Consider the following 17,776-nt stretch of genomic DNA (forward strand, 5'->3'; position numbering starts at 1 on the left):
TCGAGGAGCGTGGCGTACACACCTCACTGGGAGTTCCTTGATGCGCACAGGCACGTTTGCCCGCGCGACCGCCCTCTCCGGTGCTGCCCTGCTCGCGCTGACCGCCTGTGGCGGCAGCGACGAGGGCGGCGGCACCGCTGACGGCGCGAGCGGCGAGAAGCTGGTCAACGTCTACGGCACCGACGGCAACATGGGCAACGCCCTGGGTGAGGACTTCTCGGACGAGGGTGCGCTCGTCGGGATGAGCGGCACCACGCCGCTGACCGACCTCTCCGGCGACTTCACCGACCGGCTGCTCGCGGTCGACCCCGACCTGCAGGACTACAACTACGCCGGTGAGACCTACGACGCCGTCATCCTGACCGCGCTCGCGGCCCAGGCCGCCGGCAGCACCGAGGCCACGGTCTTCGCGCCGTACATCAACGGGCTGACATTCGGTGGCGAGACCTGCGAGACCTTCACTGCCTGCAAGGCGATCATCGACGCCGGCGGCAACGTCGACTACGACGGTGTCAGCGGGCCGCTGAGCTTCGCCGAGGCCGGGGAGCCGGCCGAGGCCAGCTTCGGGATCCTCCAGTTCGGCGAGGACAACCTGCTCGCCGACGACGACACCGAGTTCGTCATCGCGGGTGACGCGGCCAACGCCGCCACCGACGAGGGTCCGCCCTACGCCCCAGCGGGTGCCACGGGCGACCCGCTGGTGATCGGCACCCTGCTGCCGCTGACCGGGAACCTGGCCTTCCTCGGCCCGCCGGAGGTCGCCGCCGCTGAGCTGGCGGTCAACGAGATCAACGAAGCCGGTGGCGTGCTCGGCCAGCCGGTGCAGCTCATCGAGGGTGACTCCGGTGACGCCTCGACCGACACCGCGACCCAGACCGTCGACCGGCTGCTGCAGTCCAACGTCGACGCCATCGTCGGTGCCGCCTCGTCCGGGGTGAGCCTCACGGTCATCGACAGCATCACCCAGGCCGGTGTCCTGCAGATCTCCCCGGCGAACACCTCCGACCAGTTCACCGAGTACGCCGACAACGGGCTGTACTTCCGCACCGCGCCCCCGGACACGCTGCAGGCCCGCGCGCTGGCCGACCTGATCGCCGAGGACGGCAACAACACCGTCGGCATCCTGGCGATCAACGACCCGTACGGCACCGGCCTGGCCGAGAACACCCGGGACAACCTGGTCGCCGGCGGTCTGTCCGAGGACAGCATCAAGTACGTCACCTACGACCCGCAGGCGGCGAACTTCGACTCCGAGGTCCAGCAGATGGTCGACTTCAACCCCGACGCCGTCGTGGTCATCGGGTTCGAGGAGTCCTCGCGGATCATCCAGGGCCTCAACGCCCAGGGCATCGGGCCCCAGCGCTGAGCTGAGGCGGGAGGCGCTGTGATCACGCAGCGCTGATCAGTTCCACCGTTCCAGGCTGCGGCCCGGCACCCCCAGGGTGCCGGGCCGCAGTGCTGTGTACGGCCCGGTGGGATGCGCCTCAACCGACGAGGATCGCGGCCACACCGACAGCTGCGGTCGCCAGGCCCACCCGTAGGGAGTCCACCCGGAGCAGCCGACGGTGCACGGCGGCGTCCCAGCCGGCGTCCAGGCGGCGGTGCAGCGGGACGGCCCCCACGGCGGTCACCAGCAGGACGAGGGCGACGAGCGAAGCCGCCGCGAGGGCCAGGCCCAGGGGCGTGCCGTCCGGCCGGTCGACGACCAGCCAGCCGCTGGTCAGCACCTGTGCGGCGAAGAGGGGGCCGACCACCCTGCTGACCCGGTGCTGGTGCGCGCGCTCGTAGCCCGGGAGAGCAGCGGCGGGCACCTGGTCGAACTGCGGGTAGACCAGCACTCGGACGGTCCACTGGAAGCCGGCGTACGCGCTGACCGCGATCAGGTGGGCGAGGAGGAGCACCCGGTGAGTCTGCCCGGACCAGCTGCGCCAGGGACGACGACGGCCGGCCTCCCGAGGGAGACCGGCCGTCGTCGGGGTGTCACTGGGCCTTGGCGAGGGTCCCCAGGTAGAGCTCGATGACCTTCGGGTCGTTCATCAGCGACTTGCCCGTGTCGGTGTAGGCGTTGCGGCCCTGGTCGAGCACGTAGCCACGGTGACAGATCTGCAGGCAGCGACGGGCGTTCTGCTCGACCATGATGATCGACACCCCGGTGGCGTTGATCCGCCGGCAGCGGATGAACACCTCGTCCTGGAGCACCGGGGAGAGGCCGGCGGAGGGCTCGTCCAGCAGCAGCACGGAGGGGTCCATCATCAGCGCGCGGCCCATCGCGACCATCTGCCGTTCGCCACCGGAGAGGGCGCCCGCCTTGCCCTTGCGGCGGTCACCGAGCAGCGGGAACAGCTCGGCGACGTAGTCGAAGCGCTCCTTGAACGTCTTCGGCCGCAGGTAGACACCCATCTGCATGTTCTCCTCGATGGTGAGCGAGGGGAACACGTTGTTGTTCTGCGGGACGTAGCCGACGCCGAGCGAGACCAGCCGGTGGGCCGGGGCCGACGTGATCTCCTCCCCGCGCAGCGTCACCGCGCCGGACCGGACCGGGATCAGCCCGAACAGCGCCTTGAGCAGCGTGGACTTGCCGGCGCCGTTGGGGCCGATGATCCCGACCAGCTCGCCGTCGGCGAGGTAGAAGTCGCACCCGTTGAGGATGTTGACGCCGGGGACGTAGCCCGCCACCAGGTCGTCGGCGCGCACCAGCGCCCCCTCGGCGAGGCGCAGGTGCTCCTCCCGGGTGGCGGCCTTCTCCGCGGGGGACATGGCCGCCGCGGTGCCGGGGCCGGGGTCGTCGGCGACCGGCCGGTCCTGCTCGGACTCCGGAACGAGGAACCTCCGGTCCTCCGGCGGACCTGGTACGTCCACGGTGCTCATCGTCCTGTCCTCCTCTTGCGGCCCTGCTCGGAGCTGATGACGTCCTCGCGCCGGGCACGTTCGGCGGCCTGGTCCTCGGCGAGGAAGCGGTCTTCCTCCTCCTCGGTCAGGGGGGCGTCGTGGTGTGCGCCGAGGTAGGCGTCGACGACGGCCTTGTTCTGGCTGATGGAATCCGGGGCGCCCTCGGCGATGACCTTGCCGGCGGCCATGACGACGACCCAGTCGCTGATGTCCCGGACGACGTCCATGTCGTGCTCCACGAAGATGACCGTCATGCCCTCCTCGCGGAGGTCCTTGACGTGGCCCAGCAGGCTCTGGGTCAGGGCCGGGTTCACCCCGGCCATCGGCTCGTCGAGCATCACCACCTTCGGCTCGCTCATCAGGGCGCGGGCCATCTCCAGCAGCTTGCGCTGACCGCCGGACAGGCTGCCGGCGAAGTCGTCCTTCTTGGCATCGAGCTTGAACCGCCGGAGCAGGTCCATCGCGCGCTCGGTGTTGGCCTTCTCCTGCGCCCGCCAGGTCCCGGGCACGAGCGCGCGCAGGAAGCTCTCCCCGGTCTGGCCCTGGGCTCCGAGCAGCATGTTCTGCAGCACGGTGAGCCGGGACAGCGCCTTGGTCAGCTGGAAGGTGCGCACGACGCCGAGCCGGGCGACCTGGTGTGGGCTGAGCTTGCCCAGGTCGCGGCCGTCGAACGACCAGGTGCCGGTGTTGGGCTGGTCGAACCCGGTGAGCAGGTTGAACAGCGTCGTCTTGCCGGCACCGTTGGGCCCGATGAGCCCGGTGATCCCGCCGCGCTGGATCTCCAGGTGGTCGACCGACACCGCGGTCAGGCCGCCGAAGGTGCGGGTGACGTGGTCGACGACGATCGCCGGGTCGGGCTTGGCGACGCCGACCTCCCAGGGGACGTCACGGAGGGCGGTCTGGGCCACCCGGCGGGGCTCGGCGCGGGTGGCACCGGCGGCCGGGCCAGTGGTTCCGGTGTGGTCGGGCTGCGCGGCGTGCGCGCCGTGGGGGGCGGGGTCAGCGGGCATCGAGCATCACCTCTCGTCGGTCACCGAAGATGCCCTGGGGCCGGAACACCAGCAAAAGCATGAGCCCGATCCCGACCAGCACGTAGCGCAGCTGCGCGACGTCGGTCGCAGAGAGCAGCTCTGCGGGGATGACCCCGTTGGAGATCAGCGAGCGCAGCCCGGTGTCGGCGAACTGCAGGATGAACAGCAGCAGCATCGACCCGATGACGGGCCCGAGCACGCGGGCGGCCCCGCCGAGGATCAGCGCCCCGTAGGCCAGGAAGGTGTTGGCGTTCTGGTACTGGTCGGGGATCGCCGAGCCGGTGCCGACGGCGTAGATCATGCCGCCGAAGGCGCCGAAGATCCCGCCCAGGACCAGCGCCTGCATCTTGTAGGCGTAGACGTTCTTGCCCAGCGAGCGGACGGCGTCCTCGTCCTCCCGGATGGCCTTCACCACCCGGCCCCACGGGGCGCGCATGAGCGCCCAGACCAGCAGCGAGCACAGCGCCACCAGGATCCATCCGACGGTGACGACCCAGAGCTCACCGCCGCTCCAGGTGGTGCCCAGCAGGTCGTACCGCCGCGCGGTGTCCCAGGGGGCCAGCGCGATGAAGTCGCGGTTGAACGCCGACAGGCCGCGGGTGCCGCCGGTGACCGGGGTGGCGGAGACCGATCGGAAGACCAGTCTCAACCCCTCGGCCGTGGCGATGGTGACGATGGCGAGGTAGTCGGCCCGCAGGCGCAACGTGGGCAGGCCCAGCAGCAGGGCGAGGACGACGGCGGCGAGCACGCCGACGATGACCCCGACCCAGAAGGGCAGCCCCCACAGGCTCACCGAGATGGCGATGCCGAACCCGCCGAGCATGGCGAAGGCGATCTGGCCGAAGTTGAGCAGCCCCGTGTACCCGAAGTGCACGTTGAGGCCGATGGCCAACAGGGCGAAGAAGACCGCCTGGAAACCGAAGAACGCCTTGCCCGCGATGGCGAACGCGTTGATGAGGTCGGCCATCGGTCAGCCGATCCTGGCGCGGCTGCCCAGGATGCCCTGGGGACGGACGACGAGGATGACGATCAAGAGGAGCAGCCCTCCGACGTACTTCATGTCATTCGGGATGACGAGGGTGGACATCTGCACGAAGACACCGACGATCAGGCTGCCGAGCAGGGCGCCGTAGGCCGTCCCGAGCCCACCGAGGGTGACCCCGGCGAACATCAGCAGCAGCAGCCGGAAGCCCATGTCCCACTGGACCTGGTCGGAGAGGCCGAGGAGCACACCGCCGAGCGCAGCGAGCGCGCCGCCGAGCACCCACACGAAGAGGATGACCCGGTTGACGTCGATCCCGGAGGACGCGGCCAGGTCCCGGTTGTCCGACACCGCCCGCATCGCCTTGCCGATCTTGGTGCGCTGCAGCATGAGCGCCACGAGGACCAGGACGACGACCGCGATGACGATCGAGGCGACGTCGCGGTCCTGCAGGGTGAAGGGGCCGTAGCTCTTCGCCCGCTGACCCTGGTAGTCGGCGTAGGGGTTGGAGAAACCGCCGTAGAAGATCTGGTAGGTGTAGCGCAGCGCCAGGGACAGGCCGATCGAGACGACCAGCGCCGCGATGAGCCCGGTGCCGCGGCGCCGCAGCGGCCGCCAGATGGCCAGCTCGTTGAGGGCACCGACGACCCCGCCGACCACCATCGCCAGCAACGCCGCCGGGATGAGCGGCACGCCGCCCTGCACGTTGATGTACCAGGCCGCGATGGCGCCGATGGTGACCAGTTCGCCGTGCGCGAAGTTGGTCAGCCCGGTGGTGCCGTAGATCAGCGACAGGCCGACTGCTGCCATGGCGATCAGCAACCCGAACCGCAGGCCGTCGACGAACAGCTGGACGGCCCGGATGGTGCCGCCCCCGTCGTTGCGACTGCCGTCGTTCAGGCCGATGTTCACCGGCTGGGCACGCCCGGAGTCGACGGTGACGGTGCGGCTGGGCTCGCCGTTGACCTCGACACCCTCCGGCAGGTCGTCGGGGTCGACGCTCACGACGTACTGGCCGGCGCCGGGGAGGTCGACCTCCCACCGGCCGTCCTCGCCGGTCTCGACCGTGTCCACGATCTCGCCGTCCGGCGTGGCCACCTCGACGGTGACGCCCTCGATCGGGCCGCTCAGGCTGGTCTGCAGGGTGCCGCGCACCTGCTCGCCCGCCTCCGCCGCGGAGGCGACGCCGGGCACCAGGGTCGCGAAGGCCATCCCGAAGGCGGCGACGAGCAGGGCAAGGACCAGCGGACGGCGAGGGCTGCGCCACCGGCGTGCGCTCCGCCGGGGTGCTGACCGGTCCTCCCGGGTGGAGCTGCGTTCCCCGTACCTCGCGGCACGGTGGGGCGCGTGCGTCACTCGACCTCCCAGCCGTTGGATGTGAGGCGGGACAGTAACCCACCCCTGTTACGGGGATCGACCTGCTGGGACACACTGTGACCCTTCTGCGACACGCCGATGTGCTACTCGCCGGTAGTCGGGGAGCGACGTGTCGGCCCGGCGCCTCCCGGGATCGGGCCGCCGGTGCGGGCCTGCGGGGTCAGCGGGCGGGGCGGATCAGGCAGGTGAGCCGTGCGCTGGCCGTCGGCCGGCCGGCCTCGTCGCTCACCGAGATCAGGAAGGTCGCCAGCGTGCGGCCACGCCGGACCGGCGTGCAGACCGCGGTGACCAGGCCGGAGGTGGCCGCCCGCAGGTAGCTGGCGTTCAGCTCGATGCCGACCACCGTGCCGCCCGGTCCGGCGTGCAGCATCGCCGCCCACGACCCGATGCTCTCGGCCAGGGCGCAGGTGGCCCCTCCGTGCAGCAGGCCGAAGGGCTGTTCGTTGCCGGCGACCGGCATGGTCGCCACCAGTCGGTCGGGGGTGTAGTCGGTGATCTGGATCCCGAGCTTGTCGTCCAGGGGTCCCTGGGTGTCGGACGGCAGCCAGTCCGGACGCGCGGTGGTCATCCGCGCACCGTAGCCACCGGGCGGTGCCTGGTCGGGTCGTGCACCGGCCCGGACCGTCGGTGGGCGCCCCTAAGCTCGTGGTCGATGTCCGCACCGGTGAGCTCCCCAGCCAGCAGCACAGTGTCCGCCTCCGACCCGGCCTCCGGGGTCCGTCCGCGGCTGCTGCTGCTCGACGGCCACTCGCTGGCGTACCGGGCCTTCTTCGCCCTCCCGGTGGAGAACTTCTCGACCACCACCGGGCAGCCGACGAACGCCGTCTACGGCTTCACGTCGATGCTGATCAACGTGCTGCGCGACGAGCAGCCCAGCCACCTCGCGGTGGCCTTCGACGTCAGCCGGAAGACCTTCCGCAGCGAGATCTACGCCGAGTACAAGGCCAACCGCGCGGAGAGCCCGACCGACTTCCGCGGCCAGGTGAGCCTGGTGCAGGAGGTGCTCGGTGCGCTGCACGTGCCGGTGATCACCGCGGAGAACTACGAGGCCGACGACGTCATCGCCACCCTCACCGTGCAGGCGGTCGAGCAGGGCATGGACGTGCTCATCTGCACCGGGGACCGGGACGCACTGCAGCTGGTCAACGAGCACGTGACGGTGCTCTACCCGCGCAAGGGCGTGTCGGACCTGACCCGGTTCACGCCGGAGGAGGTGGAGGCCAAGTACGGCCTCACCCCCACCCAGTACCCCGACTTCGCCGCGCTGCGGGGCGACCCGAGCGACAACCTGCCGAACATCCCGAGCGTGGGGGAGAAGACCGCCGCCAAGTGGGTGCGTGAGTACGGCTCGCTGGACGCACTGGTCGACCAGGTCGACACGGTCAAGGGCAAGGTCGGGGAGAAGCTGCGGGAGCACCTCTCCTCGGTGCTGCAGAACCGCCGGCTGACCGAGCTCGACCGCGCCGTCCCGCTCGAGGTCGGGCCGCAGGACCTGGCCGTCCAGCCCTGGGACCGCAACGAGGTGCACACCCTCTTCGACAACCTGCAGTTCCGGGTGCTGCGCGACCGGCTCTTCGCCACTCTTGCCACCCCGGAGCCGGAGGTCGACGGCGGCTTCGAGGTGACCGCCGACCGGCTGGCCCCGGGTGAGCTGGCCGGGTGGCTCACCGCGCACGCGCGCACCGGGCACACCGGTGTCGTCTTCCGGGGCACCTGGGGCCGCGGTGTCGGCGAGCTCGCCGGCCTCGCGTTGGCCGCCGCCGACGACCACGCCACCTTCGTCGACCTGGGTCCCGACCTCGACACCGCCGACGAGCAGGCACTGGCCGGCTGGCTGGCCGACCCGGCGACCCCCAAGGTCGTGCACGAGGTCAAGGGCCCGCTGCTGGCGATCTGGAGCCGTGGCTGGGACTTGCAGGGCATGGTCAGCGACACCGCGCTCGCGGCCTACCTGGTCAATCCCGGGCAGCGGTCGTTCGACCTCGGCGACCTGGCGGTGCGCTACCTGCGTCGCGAGCTCAAGGACGCCGCGGAGCCGGAGGGCCAGCTGACCCTCGACGGGCTCGGGCCCTCGGAGGAGGACGTCGCCGCGGCCGCCGCGCATGCCGACGTCCTCAAGGCGGTGGCGGTCAACGACCTGTCCGACGCCCTGGAGCAGGTGCTCGGGCAGAAGGGCGGCGACCAGCTGCTCGGGGACATCGAGCTGCCGCTGACCCGGGTGCTGGCGGCCATGGAGCACCGGGGCATCGCCGCGGACCTGGACTCCCTGCGCGAATTGCAGCGCGAGTTCGCCGCCGCGGTGACCGAGGCGGCGGACGAGGCCTACGCGGTCATCGGCAAGGAGATCAACCTCGGCTCGCCCAAGCAGCTGCAGGCGGTCCTCTTCGACGAGCTCGGCCTGCCCAAGACGAAGAAGAACAAGACCGGGTACACCACCGACGCCGAGGCCCTGACCTCGCTGCTGGCCTCCACCGGTCACCCGTTCCTCGAGCACCTGCTGCGGCATCGGGACGTCACCCGGCTGCGCACCGTCATCGACGGGCTGATCCCGATGGTCGACGAGGTGGGGCGGGTGCACACCACTTACCAGCAGACGATCGCGGCGACCGGACGGCTCTCCTCGACGGACCCGAACCTGCAGAACATCCCCATCCGCAGCGCCGAGGGGCGCCGGATCCGGCAGGCATTCGTCGTCGGCGCCGGCTACGAGTCGCTGATGACCGCCGACTACAGCCAGATCGAGATGCGGATCATGGCCCACCTGTCCGAGGACGCCGGCCTGATCGAGGCGTTCACCTCCGGGGAGGACCTGCACTCCTTCGTCGCCTCGCGGGCGTTCGACATCCCGATCGAGCAGGTCGACCCGGAGATGCGCCGGCGGATCAAGGCGATGAGCTACGGCCTGGCCTATGGGTTGAGCGCCTACGGGCTGTCCCAGCAGCTGCGGATCACGCCGGAGGAGGCGCGCGGGCAGATGCACGCCTACTTCGAGCGCTTCGGCGGCATCCGGGACTACCTCGACGGGGTCGTGGACGACGCCCGGCAGACCGGCTACACCGAGACGACCCTGGGCCGCCGCCGCTACCTGCCCGACCTGACCAGCGACAACCGGCAGCGCCGGGAGATGGCCGAGCGGATGGCGCTCAACGCCCCGATCCAGGGGTCGGCCGCCGACGTCATCAAGGTGGCGATGCTGAACGTGGAGCGGGCCATCGCGGCCGAGGGCCTGAGCTCACGGATGCTGCTGCAGGTCCACGACGAGCTCGTGCTCGAGGTGGCACCGGGGGAGCGGGAGACCCTCGAGGCCCTGGTGCGCCGGGAGATGGCCGGCGCGGCGCAGCTGTCGGTGGCGCTGGAGGTCTCCGTCGGCTTCGGCACCAGCTGGGACGACGCCGCCCACTGAGGAGGGACCCCGATGCCCCCACGCCTCGCAGGCTCGGCGCGGGCCCCGCATCGGGGCCACGGGCGGGGCGGTCAGCTGGTGGGGCGGCCCAGGTGGAACGTGGCGACCTGGTGCCAGGAGCCCGGCTCCCGGGTGCCGACGTAGAGCGCGGCGGTGTCGATGCGGGTCCGCAGCGGCATCGCCTCGCACAGCACCTCCTGGGCCTGCTCGAGGCCGGCCAGGTCGCCCTGGCGCCGTTGCCCGATGCTCAGGTGCGGCACCGGCTCGCCGTGCGCCCCCCGGAACGGCGGGTGGTCGGGGTAGGCCTCGGCCACCCGCCGGGTCAGCCGGCGGAACGGCTCCTCGGGCTCGGGGACCAGGTAGAGCATCTCCTCGCCGAACCACGCGGTCCTGGTGAACGTGCAGTCGAAGGCGGGCTCGGTGGCGAGGAGCTCGGCCAGACCGGTCAGCAGGGGGTCGTCCACCTGGCGGGGTGTGACGAAGGGGTAGATGACCGCCAGGTGCGCCGGGACCCCCCACGACGCGGAGACGTCGAACTGCTGGCGGTGTGCGTCGACCAGCGGGTCGGCGTCCGGGACGAGCAGCACCACGGCGCTCTCGGTCGCATCGCCCAGGACGGTCTGTGCTGTCTGGTCCACCGCGCTGCTCCCTCGTTCCGGTCCGGTGTCCCGGGCGGGCCCGGCGTCGCCGGACAGCCTGGCAGGTCCGGACGCCGATCGGCAGGTCGGCGTCCGGTCCAGCCGCTCAGTGGGGCAGGTCGCAGACCAGCACGAGCGTCCCCGGCATCAGCGCGCCCCGTTCCGGCGACCACTGCCCCCAGGTCTCGGTGCGGCCGGGCGTCCACTCCGGCTCGATGAGGTCGCTGAGCACGAACCCGGCGCCGACGACCGCCCGTACCCAGTCGCCGATCGTGCGGTGGTGCTCCACGTAGACGGTCGCCCCGGCCTCGTCGGTCTCCACGTACGGCGCGCGGTCGAAGTAGGAGGAGACGACGCGGAGGTCGGCCGGGTCCGGGGAGTCCGGCATCGGCCACCGCATCGGGTGGTTCACCGAAGCGACCAGTCGCCCGCCCGGCCGGAGCACGCGGGCGATCTCGCTCAGCACCGCCGTGGCATCGGCGACGAACGGGAAACCGCCGAAGGCCGAGCAGGCCAGGTCCACGCTGGCGTCGGCCAGGGGGAGCGCCCCGGCGTCGGCCTGCAGCAGGGGGACGGGGATGCCGGTGGACCGGTTCAGCTCCGCGGCGCGGGCGAGCATGCCCCCGGAGACGTCCAGTGCCACCGGTGCGGCACCGGCCGTGCGCAGCCAGCGGGAGCAGGGAGCCGAGCCGCAGCCGATCTCCAGCACCCGTCGCCCGGCGACCTCGCCCAGCAGGTGCGCGTCGGCCTCCCGCAGTCCCTCGGGGCACCAGAGGAAGTCGGCGTCGCCGAGGTCGCTGCCGTGCTCGGCGAGGTAGGCCGGTGCGGCGGCGTCCCACCAGCCCCGGTTCGCCCGGGCGGACTCGGCCGGCCCGGCCGGCCGCCGCGTCACCCCTCCCGCTGCCGGGTAGCCGTCCTCGGCCAGCAGCAGGGGGGCAGCGGGGGGTCGTGCCGGAGTGCTGTCCATGACGCGCCGATGGTGACACGCCGTCCGGTCGGTGGCCCTGCCGGCCGGGCCCGCCCCCTGGTGGACCGGGCTCTCGCCAGGTCCGTACGATGGGGAGTACGCCAGAGGTCTGTGGTGTTGACCTTCCTGTACGGGGGTCGACATGGCCGCCTCCCGTGAACCTCCCCGTGGTCCGCCTGGGCCGCGGGTGATCCTGTCCCTACGCATCCCCCGTCCGGAGCACTCGACCACATGACCTCCACCCAGGTCCGTCCCGACAGCACCCCCCAGATCGCGGTCAACGACATCGGCACCGCCGAGGACTTCCTCGCTGCGATCGACCAGACGATCAAGTACTTCAACGACGGCGACATCGTCGAAGGCATCATCGTCAAGGTCGACCGGGACGAGGTGCTGCTGGACATCGGCTACAAGACCGAGGGCGTCATCCCCTCGCGTGAGCTGTCCATCAAGCACGACGTCGACCCGACCGAGGTCGTCAAGGTCGGCGACGAGGTGGAAGCCCTCGTCCTCCAGAAGGAGGACAAGGAGGGCCGGCTCATCCTGTCCAAGAAGCGGGCTCAGTACGAGCGCGCCTGGGGCACGATCGAGGCCAAGAAGGAAGCCGACGAGGTCGTCACCGGCACCGTCATCGAGGTCGTCAAGGGCGGCCTGATCCTCGACATCGGCCTGCGCGGCTTCCTCCCCGCCTCGCTCGTCGAGATGCGCCGCGTGCGCGACCTGCAGCCGTACGTGGGCCGCGAGCTCGAGGCGAAGATCATCGAGCTCGACAAGAACCGCAACAACGTCGTCCTCTCCCGTCGTCAGTGGCTGGAGCAGACCCAGTCCGAGGTCCGCAGCGAGTTCCTCAACAAGCTCGCCAAGGGCCAGGTCCGCACGGGCGTCGTCTCCTCGATCGTCAACTTCGGTGCGTTCGTCGACCTCGGCGGCGTCGACGGTCTGGTGCACGTCTCCGAGCTCTCCTGGAAGCACATCGACCACCCGTCCGAGGTCGTCGAGGTCGGCCAGGAGGTCACCGTCGAGGTCCTCGACGTCGACCTGGACCGTGAGCGGGTCTCCCTGTCGCTGAAGGCGACGCAGGAGGACCCGTGGCGTCAGTTCGCCCGCACGCACCAGATCGGTCAGGTCGTGCCGGGCAAGGTCACCAAGCTCGTCCCCTTCGGTGCGTTCGTGCGCGTCGACGAGGGCATCGAGGGCCTGGTGCACATCTCGGAGCTGGCCGAGCGCCACGTGGAGATCCCGGAGCAGGTCGTGCAGGTCGGCGACGAGATCCTGGTCAAGGTCATCGACATCGACCTGGACCGCCGGCGCATCTCGCTGTCCCTCAAGCAGGCCAACGAGGGCGTCGTCGGCGACGAGGAGCAGTTCGACCCGGCCGCCTACGGCATGTCGGCTTCGTACGACGAGCAGGGCAACTACGTCTACCCCGAGGGCTTCGACTCCGACACCGGCGAGTGGCTCGAGGGCTACGACGAGGCCCGCGAGACGTGGGAGCGGCAGTACGCCGAGGCCCAGGCCCGCTTCGAGGCGCACCGCAAGCAGATCGCGGCGGCCAAGGAGGCCGACGCCGAGGCTGCGGCCGGTGGCAGCTACTCCAGCGAGCCGGTCGACGCGCCGGACGCCCCCTCCACCGGTGGCACCCTGGCCTCCGACGAGGCGCTGGCGGCCCTGCGGGCCAAGCTCGCCGGCGGCGAGTGACCCAGCAGCTCGTCTGAGCAGCACCTGACCGTGCGCCGTCCACCTCCGGGTGGGCGGCGCACGGTCGTCTCTGCACCCGGATGGCCGTCGAGAGGCTGGCCGTCGTGGACCCGGCCGTCAGCGAGTCCAGCCGCCCTGCGCCCGGCCGTCCTCAGCCCGGACGGCGACGACCCCGCCGACCGTAGGGGTCGACGGGGTCGTCGGGTCCGGGGGGCTCAGCCGTGAGCCGTCGGACCATGGGGTGCTTGCCGGCTCGTCCATGAGCCGTCAGCGGGCGCGGGCACCGGGAGGGGGGCGCGTCGACCTCGGTCAGGCCCTTCCGTCGGGGGCCGCAGCGAGCTCGCGGGCGGTGGCGGCAGGAGGGCCCTGCGTCAGAGGCTGAGGATGATCGCGAACGCGGTCCTCGGGCGGCCGCCGGCGTTGGCCAGGAAGTCCCAGGTGTGCCGACCGGAGCGCACGCTCGGCATCAGGGCGCGGAAGAAGGCGGCGCCGCGGCGACCCTGCGGCAGACGCTCGCGCACGCCGGGGAGGTCGGAGCACCGCACCCCGGTGGGGTTGTCGATCCGGTGCCGACCACGGCGGGGAGTGCCAGCGGCCGACTGTGCGCCATCGAGCGTGGAACGGGACATGGTCGGTTCTGCCTCTCTGCTGTGGCGGGGGAAGTCCACCGGGACGAAAGGTAGGTCCTGTGACTGGTGTGACTGGTGCGACGCGCCGAGGGGGCCGGCGCCGTGACCTCGCCGAGACCTGTGCAGGCCCCCGACCGCGGGCGACCCCGTGGCGGGACCCTGCGAGAGGTCCGGTGTCCTCCTAAGGTCGGACCGTGCTGAAGATCGGGTTGACCGGGGGCATCGGTTCGGGCAAGAGCACCGTCGCGGCCCTGCTGGCCGAACGCGGTGCCGTCGTCGTGGACGCCGACCGTCTCGCCCGCGAGGTGGTGGAACCCGGTACGCCGGGGTTGACCGCGATCGCCGAGGAGTTCGGGCCCGGCGTGCTGACCGAGGAGGGCGCCCTGGACCGGGCTGCGCTCGCCTCCGTCGTCTTCGCCGACCCTGCGGCCCGGGCCCGGCTGGACGCGATCGTCCACCCCCGGGTGCGCGCGCGTGCCGCTGAGCTGGCTGCTGCGGCGCCGTCGGGGTCGGTCGTCGTCCAGGACGTGCCCCTGCTCGTGGAGACCGGTCAGGCGGGCTCCTACGACCTCGTGCTGGTCGTCGAGACCGAGCCGGAGACCCGGGTCGCCCGGCTGGTGGACCGGGGGCTGTCCGCGGCCGACGCGCGCGCCCGGATCGCCAGCCAGGCCACGGACGAGCAGCGGCGGGCGGTCGCCGACGTCGTCCTGCGCAACGACGGTCCCCCCGCGGAGCTGGTGGCCCAGGTGCAGCGCTTCTGGTCCGAGCGCGTGGAGCCCGCGACGCGCTGACTGCGGCGATGAGTTCCGCCGGCCGGTCCGGTCCATGGGGCAGACCCCGGTGCGGGGTCTCCGCCGTGGAGAGGAAACGAGATGGCGCAGCAGAAGATCGTCCCGAACCTGTGGTTCGACACCCAGGCCGAGGAGGCGGCGCACTACTACATCGACGTCTTCGGTGCGGGGCGGGTGCTCAGCGTGGCCCGCTACCCGGAGGGCGCACCCGGCCCGGTCGGGTCGGTGATGAGCGTGGAGTTCGAGTTGGCCGGCCAGCGCTTCGTCGGGATCAACGGTGGGCCGCAGTTCCCCTTCACCGAGGCCGTCTCCTTCCAGATCGACTGCGCCGACCAGCCAGAGGTCGACCGGTACTGGGACCGGCTCGTCGGCGACGGGGGAGCGGAGAGCGAGTGTGGCTGGCTCAAGGACCGCTACGGGCTGTCCTGGCAGGTCGTCCCGGCCGGCATGGACGAGCTGTTCGCCGACCCGGACCCGGCGCGGGCCCAGCGCGCGGTGCAGGCCATGCTCGGCATGCGCAAGCTGGACCTGGCCGCCCTGCGTGCCGCGGCCGACGGGGTGCCGGTCGGCTGAGTGGGGATCGTCACAACCCGTCCGCCGCCGGCGGGCTCCCGCTGAGACGACGAAGGCCCCAGGTCCGTGGACCTGGGGCCTTCGTGGCTGGTGGGCGATACTGGGATCGAACCAGTGACCTCTTCCGTGTCAGGGAAGCGCGCTACCGCTGCGCCAATCGCCCCTACCGGTCTGCCGACCGGCCTGCCTCCACACCCGTGCTCCGTGGAGGAGACGAGGTGGAGACGGGATTTGAACCCGTGTAGACGGCTTTGCAGGCCGTTGCCTCGCCTCTCGGCCACTCCACCGCACGCCAGGCGCCGGTCTCGCGACCAGCGCCCGGGGTTCCGAGCGGACGACGGGATTCGAACCCGCGACCCTCACCTTGGCAAGGTGATGCTCTACCACTGAGCCACGTCCGCGCTGCGGATCAAGTCCGCGTTACGTGGAGAACTCTAACCGACCCGATTCGGGGGTCCAAACCCGGGGGGTCCCGGGGGTGTCAGGACGGGGTTCTCCCCAGGTCAGCGCCGCGTGGGGGTCAGTGCGACGTCGGGTTGTCGGTGCCACCGCGCAGCAGCGCGGTGAGCTCGTCGTCGACCCGCAGCAGCTCGCTCTCCGTACCGACCGGCACCAGGGCGTCGGTCTCGCGCAGGAACTGGCCGACCGCGGCGCCGGACACCTCGAACAGCGCCTCGCCCGAGGGGGCGCGCAGCTGCAGGAAGAGCACGTCCAGCCCGTTGCGCGCCGGCCACAGCCGCACGTCGCCCTCACCGACCGGCCCGATCAGGCCCGCGCGCAGGAGGTCGCGGCTGAGCAGCCACTCGACGCCGCCGTCCTCGTCCGGGGCCGTGTCGTAGGCGGTGTCGTCCGCGCCGACCGCCTGTACGGCCGCCTCGAACGCGGACCCGCCGTCGTGGGCACGGGCGTCCTCGGCGCCGTCGTCGCCGAACCGGACGCGCACCGCGAACGGGTCGCCGGAGTCGTAGACCAGGGCGGCCGGGACCGCCGTCCAGGACTGGGGGCCGATGAGGTGGAACGTCGTCCGAGCGGTGCAGCCGGACATCGAGTGGCGAGCCATGCCTCCTTAACGACCCAGAACCGCCCTTGGTCACGCATGGTCCCGGCGTGTCGCGCCACACCAGTCACATGCGCCCCAGGAGTCGCCAGGCGACACGGCTCGACGCGGTCGCAGTGCCCGTGCTCACGGGTCGAACCGATCAGGGCCGACGAGCCGAACGCCGCGTGTGACCATGGGCCTCGTGAGCCGACCAGTGCGCAGTCCCGAGGACGGCGCCGCCGACCTCGAGCTGGTCCGCCGGATGGCGGCCGGTGACCGCACGGCGGTCGATGACCTCTACCTGCGCTTCCGACGCCCGGCGTTCGCCCTGGCCCGCCGGGTGCTGGCCGACGACACGCTGGCCGAGGACGTGCTCCAGGACGTCTTCCTCGGCATCTGGCGCAACCCGGGCGCCTTCGACGGCAGCCGGGGCAGTGTCACCTCCTGGTTGCTGACGATGGTCCACCACAAGGCGGTGGACGCCGTCCGGCGCGAGGAGTCTCAGCGCCGCCGCACCGCGCGGGCCGAGGAGGACATGGCGCTCGCGGCACCGACCGAGAACCACGACGTCGAGGACCAGGCCTGGGAGCGGGTGGAGGCCGACCGCGTGCGGACGGCGCTGCGCTCCCTGCCCGATCCGCAACGGGAGGCGCTGACCTTGGCCTACTACGGCGGGTACACCCAGCGGGAGGTGGCCGCCCTGACCGGCACTCCCCTGGGGACCGTCAAGACGCGGATGCTCGCCGGCATGCGCCGGCTCAAGGACACGCTCGGCACCGGGCTGCCCGGGGTCACCCCGGCCGACGGAGCCCCGCGATGACCGCATCCACGGACAACCGGGACGACGAGCACCGCAGCTGGGAGGAGCTCGCCGTCGGCTGGGCGCTGCACGCGCTCGAGCCCGAGGACGAGGACCTCTTCGCCGCCCACCTCGCCGGCTGCGACCGCTGTGCCGACACGGTCGCCGAGACGGCCGAGGTGATGGCGGCGATGTCCAGCGACCTGCCACCGGCCGAGCCGTCGGACGCACTGCGGGACCGGCTGCGCGCAGCGGTCGAGGAGACCGAGCAGCTCCCGCAGGCGGCCCCACCCGAGCGCCGGCGGGAGCAGCCACCGGCTGCGCCGGCCCGCCCAGCGGGCCGGCCTGCCCCGTGGGAGGCCGGCACGGGCAGCACCTCGGCGCGAGAGCTCCGCCTGCCGCGGCCCACCCACGTCGCCGACCCCCGCCCGGCCTGGCGGCGGGTGCTCCCGACCGCGTTGGTCGCGGCTGCGGTGGCGGCGGTGCTGGCGCTGGGTGCCTGGAACGTCGCCCTCACCAGCGCCCGCGACGAGGCCGTGGCCGCGGCGGCCGAGCAGGCCCGGATGCTGGACACGCTCCTGGAGCCGGGGCAGGCCACCATCGCCCCGCTGATCGAGGTGGACGAGGAGGGCGGGGAGGACGTCGCGACCGTCGTCGCCCGGGACGGTCGACTGCAGGTGCTGGCCGACGGCCTGCCGGTCAACGACCCCGGCGACCGCACCTACGTCGTCTGGGGGTTGCCGGACGGTTCCCCCGTGGCCATCGGGACGTTCGACGTGGTGACTTCTGAGATGGACCTGCGGACCGTAGGCTCGTCGGAGACCGGTCTGGACGAGTACCCCGCGTACGCCATCAGCATCGAGCCCGGTCGGCAGGCTCCGTCGGAACCGACGGACATCGTCGCGACCGGGCAGGTGACCAGCTGAGCGGACAGGACACGATGGCAGCCCGGGGTGAGCA

The 17,776-nt window shown here is 71.9% G+C and carries 17 protein-coding genes and 3 tRNA genes; 7 read left to right on the forward strand and 13 right to left on the reverse strand.

Annotation, left to right across the window (positions count from 1 at the left end; genetic code table 11):
• Nucleotides 1–40 precede the first annotated feature (40 nt).
• Nucleotides 41–1,366, forward strand: coding sequence for an ABC transporter substrate-binding protein (locus O2V63_RS06665; protein WP_269166755.1), 1,326 nt, complete (start codon nt 41–43; stop codon nt 1,364–1,366).
• Nucleotides 1,367–1,484: 118 nt separating this feature from the next.
• Here O2V63_RS06665 and O2V63_RS06670 read toward each other — a convergent pair whose 3' ends face one another.
• From O2V63_RS06670 to O2V63_RS06695, 6 genes are all read right to left on the reverse strand, one after another.
• Nucleotides 1,485–1,901, reverse strand: coding sequence for a DUF1772 domain-containing protein (locus O2V63_RS06670; protein ID WP_269166756.1), 417 nt, complete (start codon nt 1,899–1,901; stop codon nt 1,485–1,487).
• 79 nt (nt 1,902–1,980) lie between these two features.
• The gene (locus tag O2V63_RS06675; protein WP_269166757.1) at nt 1,981–2,868 is read right to left on the reverse strand and encodes an ABC transporter ATP-binding protein; all 888 of its coding nucleotides are present in this window, start codon (nt 2,866–2,868) and stop codon (nt 1,981–1,983) included.
• Nucleotides 2,865–3,899: an ABC transporter ATP-binding protein gene (locus O2V63_RS06680; protein ID WP_269166758.1), complete on the reverse strand. Its 1,035-nt coding sequence runs from the start codon at nt 3,897–3,899 to the stop codon at nt 2,865–2,867. The genes O2V63_RS06675 and O2V63_RS06680 overlap by 4 nt, the downstream gene beginning before the upstream one ends.
• Nucleotides 3,889–4,887 (reverse strand): branched-chain amino acid ABC transporter permease, encoded by a 999-nt coding sequence (locus O2V63_RS06685; protein WP_269166759.1) that lies wholly within the window; start codon nt 4,885–4,887, stop codon nt 3,889–3,891. Before O2V63_RS06685 ends, O2V63_RS06680 begins: the two co-directional genes overlap by 11 nt.
• Nucleotides 4,888–4,890: 3 nt before the next feature.
• Nucleotides 4,891–6,114, reverse strand: coding sequence for a branched-chain amino acid ABC transporter permease (locus O2V63_RS06690; protein ID WP_269166760.1), 1,224 nt, complete (start codon nt 6,112–6,114; stop codon nt 4,891–4,893).
• A 325-nt stretch (nt 6,115–6,439) separates the two neighbouring features.
• Nucleotides 6,440–6,847 (reverse strand): PaaI family thioesterase, encoded by a 408-nt coding sequence (locus O2V63_RS06695; RefSeq protein ID WP_036340824.1) that lies wholly within the window; start codon nt 6,845–6,847, stop codon nt 6,440–6,442.
• A gap of 120 nt (nt 6,848–6,967) precedes the next feature.
• On the opposite strand from O2V63_RS06695, the gene polA reads away from it, so the two are divergent.
• Nucleotides 6,968–9,682 carry a DNA polymerase I gene (gene polA, locus O2V63_RS06700; RefSeq protein ID WP_269166761.1) on the forward strand — a complete coding sequence of 905 codons (2,715 nt, stop codon included), beginning with the start codon at nt 6,968–6,970 and terminating at the stop codon, nt 9,680–9,682.
• A gap of 71 nt (nt 9,683–9,753) precedes the next feature.
• Here polA and O2V63_RS06705 read toward each other — a convergent pair whose 3' ends face one another.
• Nucleotides 9,754–10,320 carry a 2'-5' RNA ligase family protein gene (locus O2V63_RS06705; protein WP_269166762.1) on the reverse strand — a complete coding sequence of 189 codons (567 nt, stop codon included), beginning with the start codon at nt 10,318–10,320 and terminating at the stop codon, nt 9,754–9,756.
• Between the two features lie 106 nt (nt 10,321–10,426).
• Nucleotides 10,427–11,287 (reverse strand): class I SAM-dependent methyltransferase, encoded by an 861-nt coding sequence (locus O2V63_RS06710; protein WP_269166763.1) that lies wholly within the window; start codon nt 11,285–11,287, stop codon nt 10,427–10,429.
• A gap of 231 nt (nt 11,288–11,518) precedes the next feature.
• Here O2V63_RS06710 and rpsA point away from each other — a divergent pair, with 231 nt between their 5' ends.
• Entirely contained in the window at nt 11,519–12,985 is a 1,467-nt protein-coding gene (gene rpsA, locus O2V63_RS06715) for a 30S ribosomal protein S1 (protein ID WP_269166764.1), read from the forward strand.
• Nucleotides 12,986–13,356: 371 nt separating this feature from the next.
• Here the strand turns inward: rpsA and O2V63_RS06720 are convergent, their stop codons facing one another.
• Nucleotides 13,357–13,614, reverse strand: coding sequence for a hypothetical protein (locus O2V63_RS06720; protein WP_269166765.1), 258 nt, complete (start codon nt 13,612–13,614; stop codon nt 13,357–13,359).
• A 194-nt stretch (nt 13,615–13,808) separates the two neighbouring features.
• Between O2V63_RS06720 and coaE the strand changes: the two genes are divergently transcribed.
• Nucleotides 13,809–14,405 carry a dephospho-CoA kinase gene (gene coaE, locus O2V63_RS06725; RefSeq protein ID WP_269166766.1) on the forward strand — a complete coding sequence of 199 codons (597 nt, stop codon included), beginning with the start codon at nt 13,809–13,811 and terminating at the stop codon, nt 14,403–14,405.
• 81 nt (nt 14,406–14,486) lie between these two features.
• Nucleotides 14,487–14,978 carry a VOC family protein gene (locus O2V63_RS06730; protein WP_269166767.1) on the forward strand — a complete coding sequence of 164 codons (492 nt, stop codon included), beginning with the start codon at nt 14,487–14,489 and terminating at the stop codon, nt 14,976–14,978.
• Nucleotides 14,979–15,066: 88 nt separating this feature from the next.
• Here O2V63_RS06730 and O2V63_RS06735 read toward each other — a convergent pair.
• From O2V63_RS06735 to O2V63_RS06750, 4 genes are all read right to left on the reverse strand, one after another.
• Nucleotides 15,067–15,141 (reverse strand) — tRNA-Val (locus tag O2V63_RS06735).
• A 53-nt stretch (nt 15,142–15,194) separates the two neighbouring features.
• A tRNA-Cys gene (locus O2V63_RS06740) sits at nt 15,195–15,265 on the reverse strand.
• A 42-nt stretch (nt 15,266–15,307) separates the two neighbouring features.
• Nucleotides 15,308–15,379: transfer RNA gene (locus O2V63_RS06745), tRNA-Gly, on the reverse strand.
• A 119-nt stretch (nt 15,380–15,498) separates the two neighbouring features.
• Entirely contained in the window at nt 15,499–16,038 is a 540-nt protein-coding gene (locus O2V63_RS06750) for an SsgA family sporulation/cell division regulator (RefSeq protein WP_269166768.1), read from the reverse strand.
• A gap of 172 nt (nt 16,039–16,210) precedes the next feature.
• Between O2V63_RS06750 and O2V63_RS06755 the strand changes: the two genes are divergently transcribed.
• On the forward strand, nt 16,211–16,837 hold the full coding sequence (locus O2V63_RS06755; protein WP_269166769.1) for a sigma-70 family RNA polymerase sigma factor: 627 nt from the start codon (nt 16,211–16,213) through the stop codon (nt 16,835–16,837).
• Nucleotides 16,834–17,742 (forward strand): anti-sigma factor domain-containing protein, encoded by a 909-nt coding sequence (locus O2V63_RS06760; RefSeq protein ID WP_269166770.1) that lies wholly within the window; start codon nt 16,834–16,836, stop codon nt 17,740–17,742. The genes O2V63_RS06755 and O2V63_RS06760 overlap by 4 nt, the downstream gene beginning before the upstream one ends.
• Nucleotides 17,743–17,776: the final 34 nt, after the last annotated feature.

Origin of the sequence: Modestobacter sp. VKM Ac-2977, from assembly GCF_026968045.1 — a bacterium.
Lineage (GTDB): Bacteria > Actinomycetota > Actinomycetes > Mycobacteriales > Geodermatophilaceae > Modestobacter.

Coding starts and splice junctions, on each gene's coding strand:
- O2V63_RS06680 (WP_269166758.1), bottom strand. CDS start 3,899: ATGCCCGCTGACCCCGCCCCCCACGGCGCGCACGCCGCGCAGCCCGAC.
- O2V63_RS06760 (WP_269166770.1), top strand. CDS start 16,834: ATGACCGCATCCACGGACAACCGGGACGACGAGCACCGCAGCTGGGAG.
- O2V63_RS06755 (WP_269166769.1), top strand. CDS start 16,211: ATGGGCCTCGTGAGCCGACCAGTGCGCAGTCCCGAGGACGGCGCCGCC.
- O2V63_RS06675 (WP_269166757.1), bottom strand. CDS start 2,868: ATGAGCACCGTGGACGTACCAGGTCCGCCGGAGGACCGGAGGTTCCTC.
- O2V63_RS06695 (WP_036340824.1), bottom strand. CDS start 6,847: ATGACCACCGCGCGTCCGGACTGGCTGCCGTCCGACACCCAGGGACCC.
- O2V63_RS06720 (WP_269166765.1), bottom strand. CDS start 13,614: ATGTCCCGTTCCACGCTCGATGGCGCACAGTCGGCCGCTGGCACTCCC.
- rpsA (WP_269166764.1), top strand. CDS start 11,519: ATGACCTCCACCCAGGTCCGTCCCGACAGCACCCCCCAGATCGCGGTC.
- O2V63_RS06750 (WP_269166768.1), bottom strand. CDS start 16,038: ATGGCTCGCCACTCGATGTCCGGCTGCACCGCTCGGACGACGTTCCAC.
- O2V63_RS06710 (WP_269166763.1), bottom strand. CDS start 11,287: ATGGACAGCACTCCGGCACGACCCCCCGCTGCCCCCCTGCTGCTGGCC.
- O2V63_RS06730 (WP_269166767.1), top strand. CDS start 14,487: ATGGCGCAGCAGAAGATCGTCCCGAACCTGTGGTTCGACACCCAGGCC.
- O2V63_RS06685 (WP_269166759.1), bottom strand. CDS start 4,887: ATGGCCGACCTCATCAACGCGTTCGCCATCGCGGGCAAGGCGTTCTTC.
- O2V63_RS06690 (WP_269166760.1), bottom strand. CDS start 6,114: ATGGCCTTCGCGACCCTGGTGCCCGGCGTCGCCTCCGCGGCGGAGGCG.
- O2V63_RS06665 (WP_269166755.1), top strand. CDS start 41: ATGCGCACAGGCACGTTTGCCCGCGCGACCGCCCTCTCCGGTGCTGCC.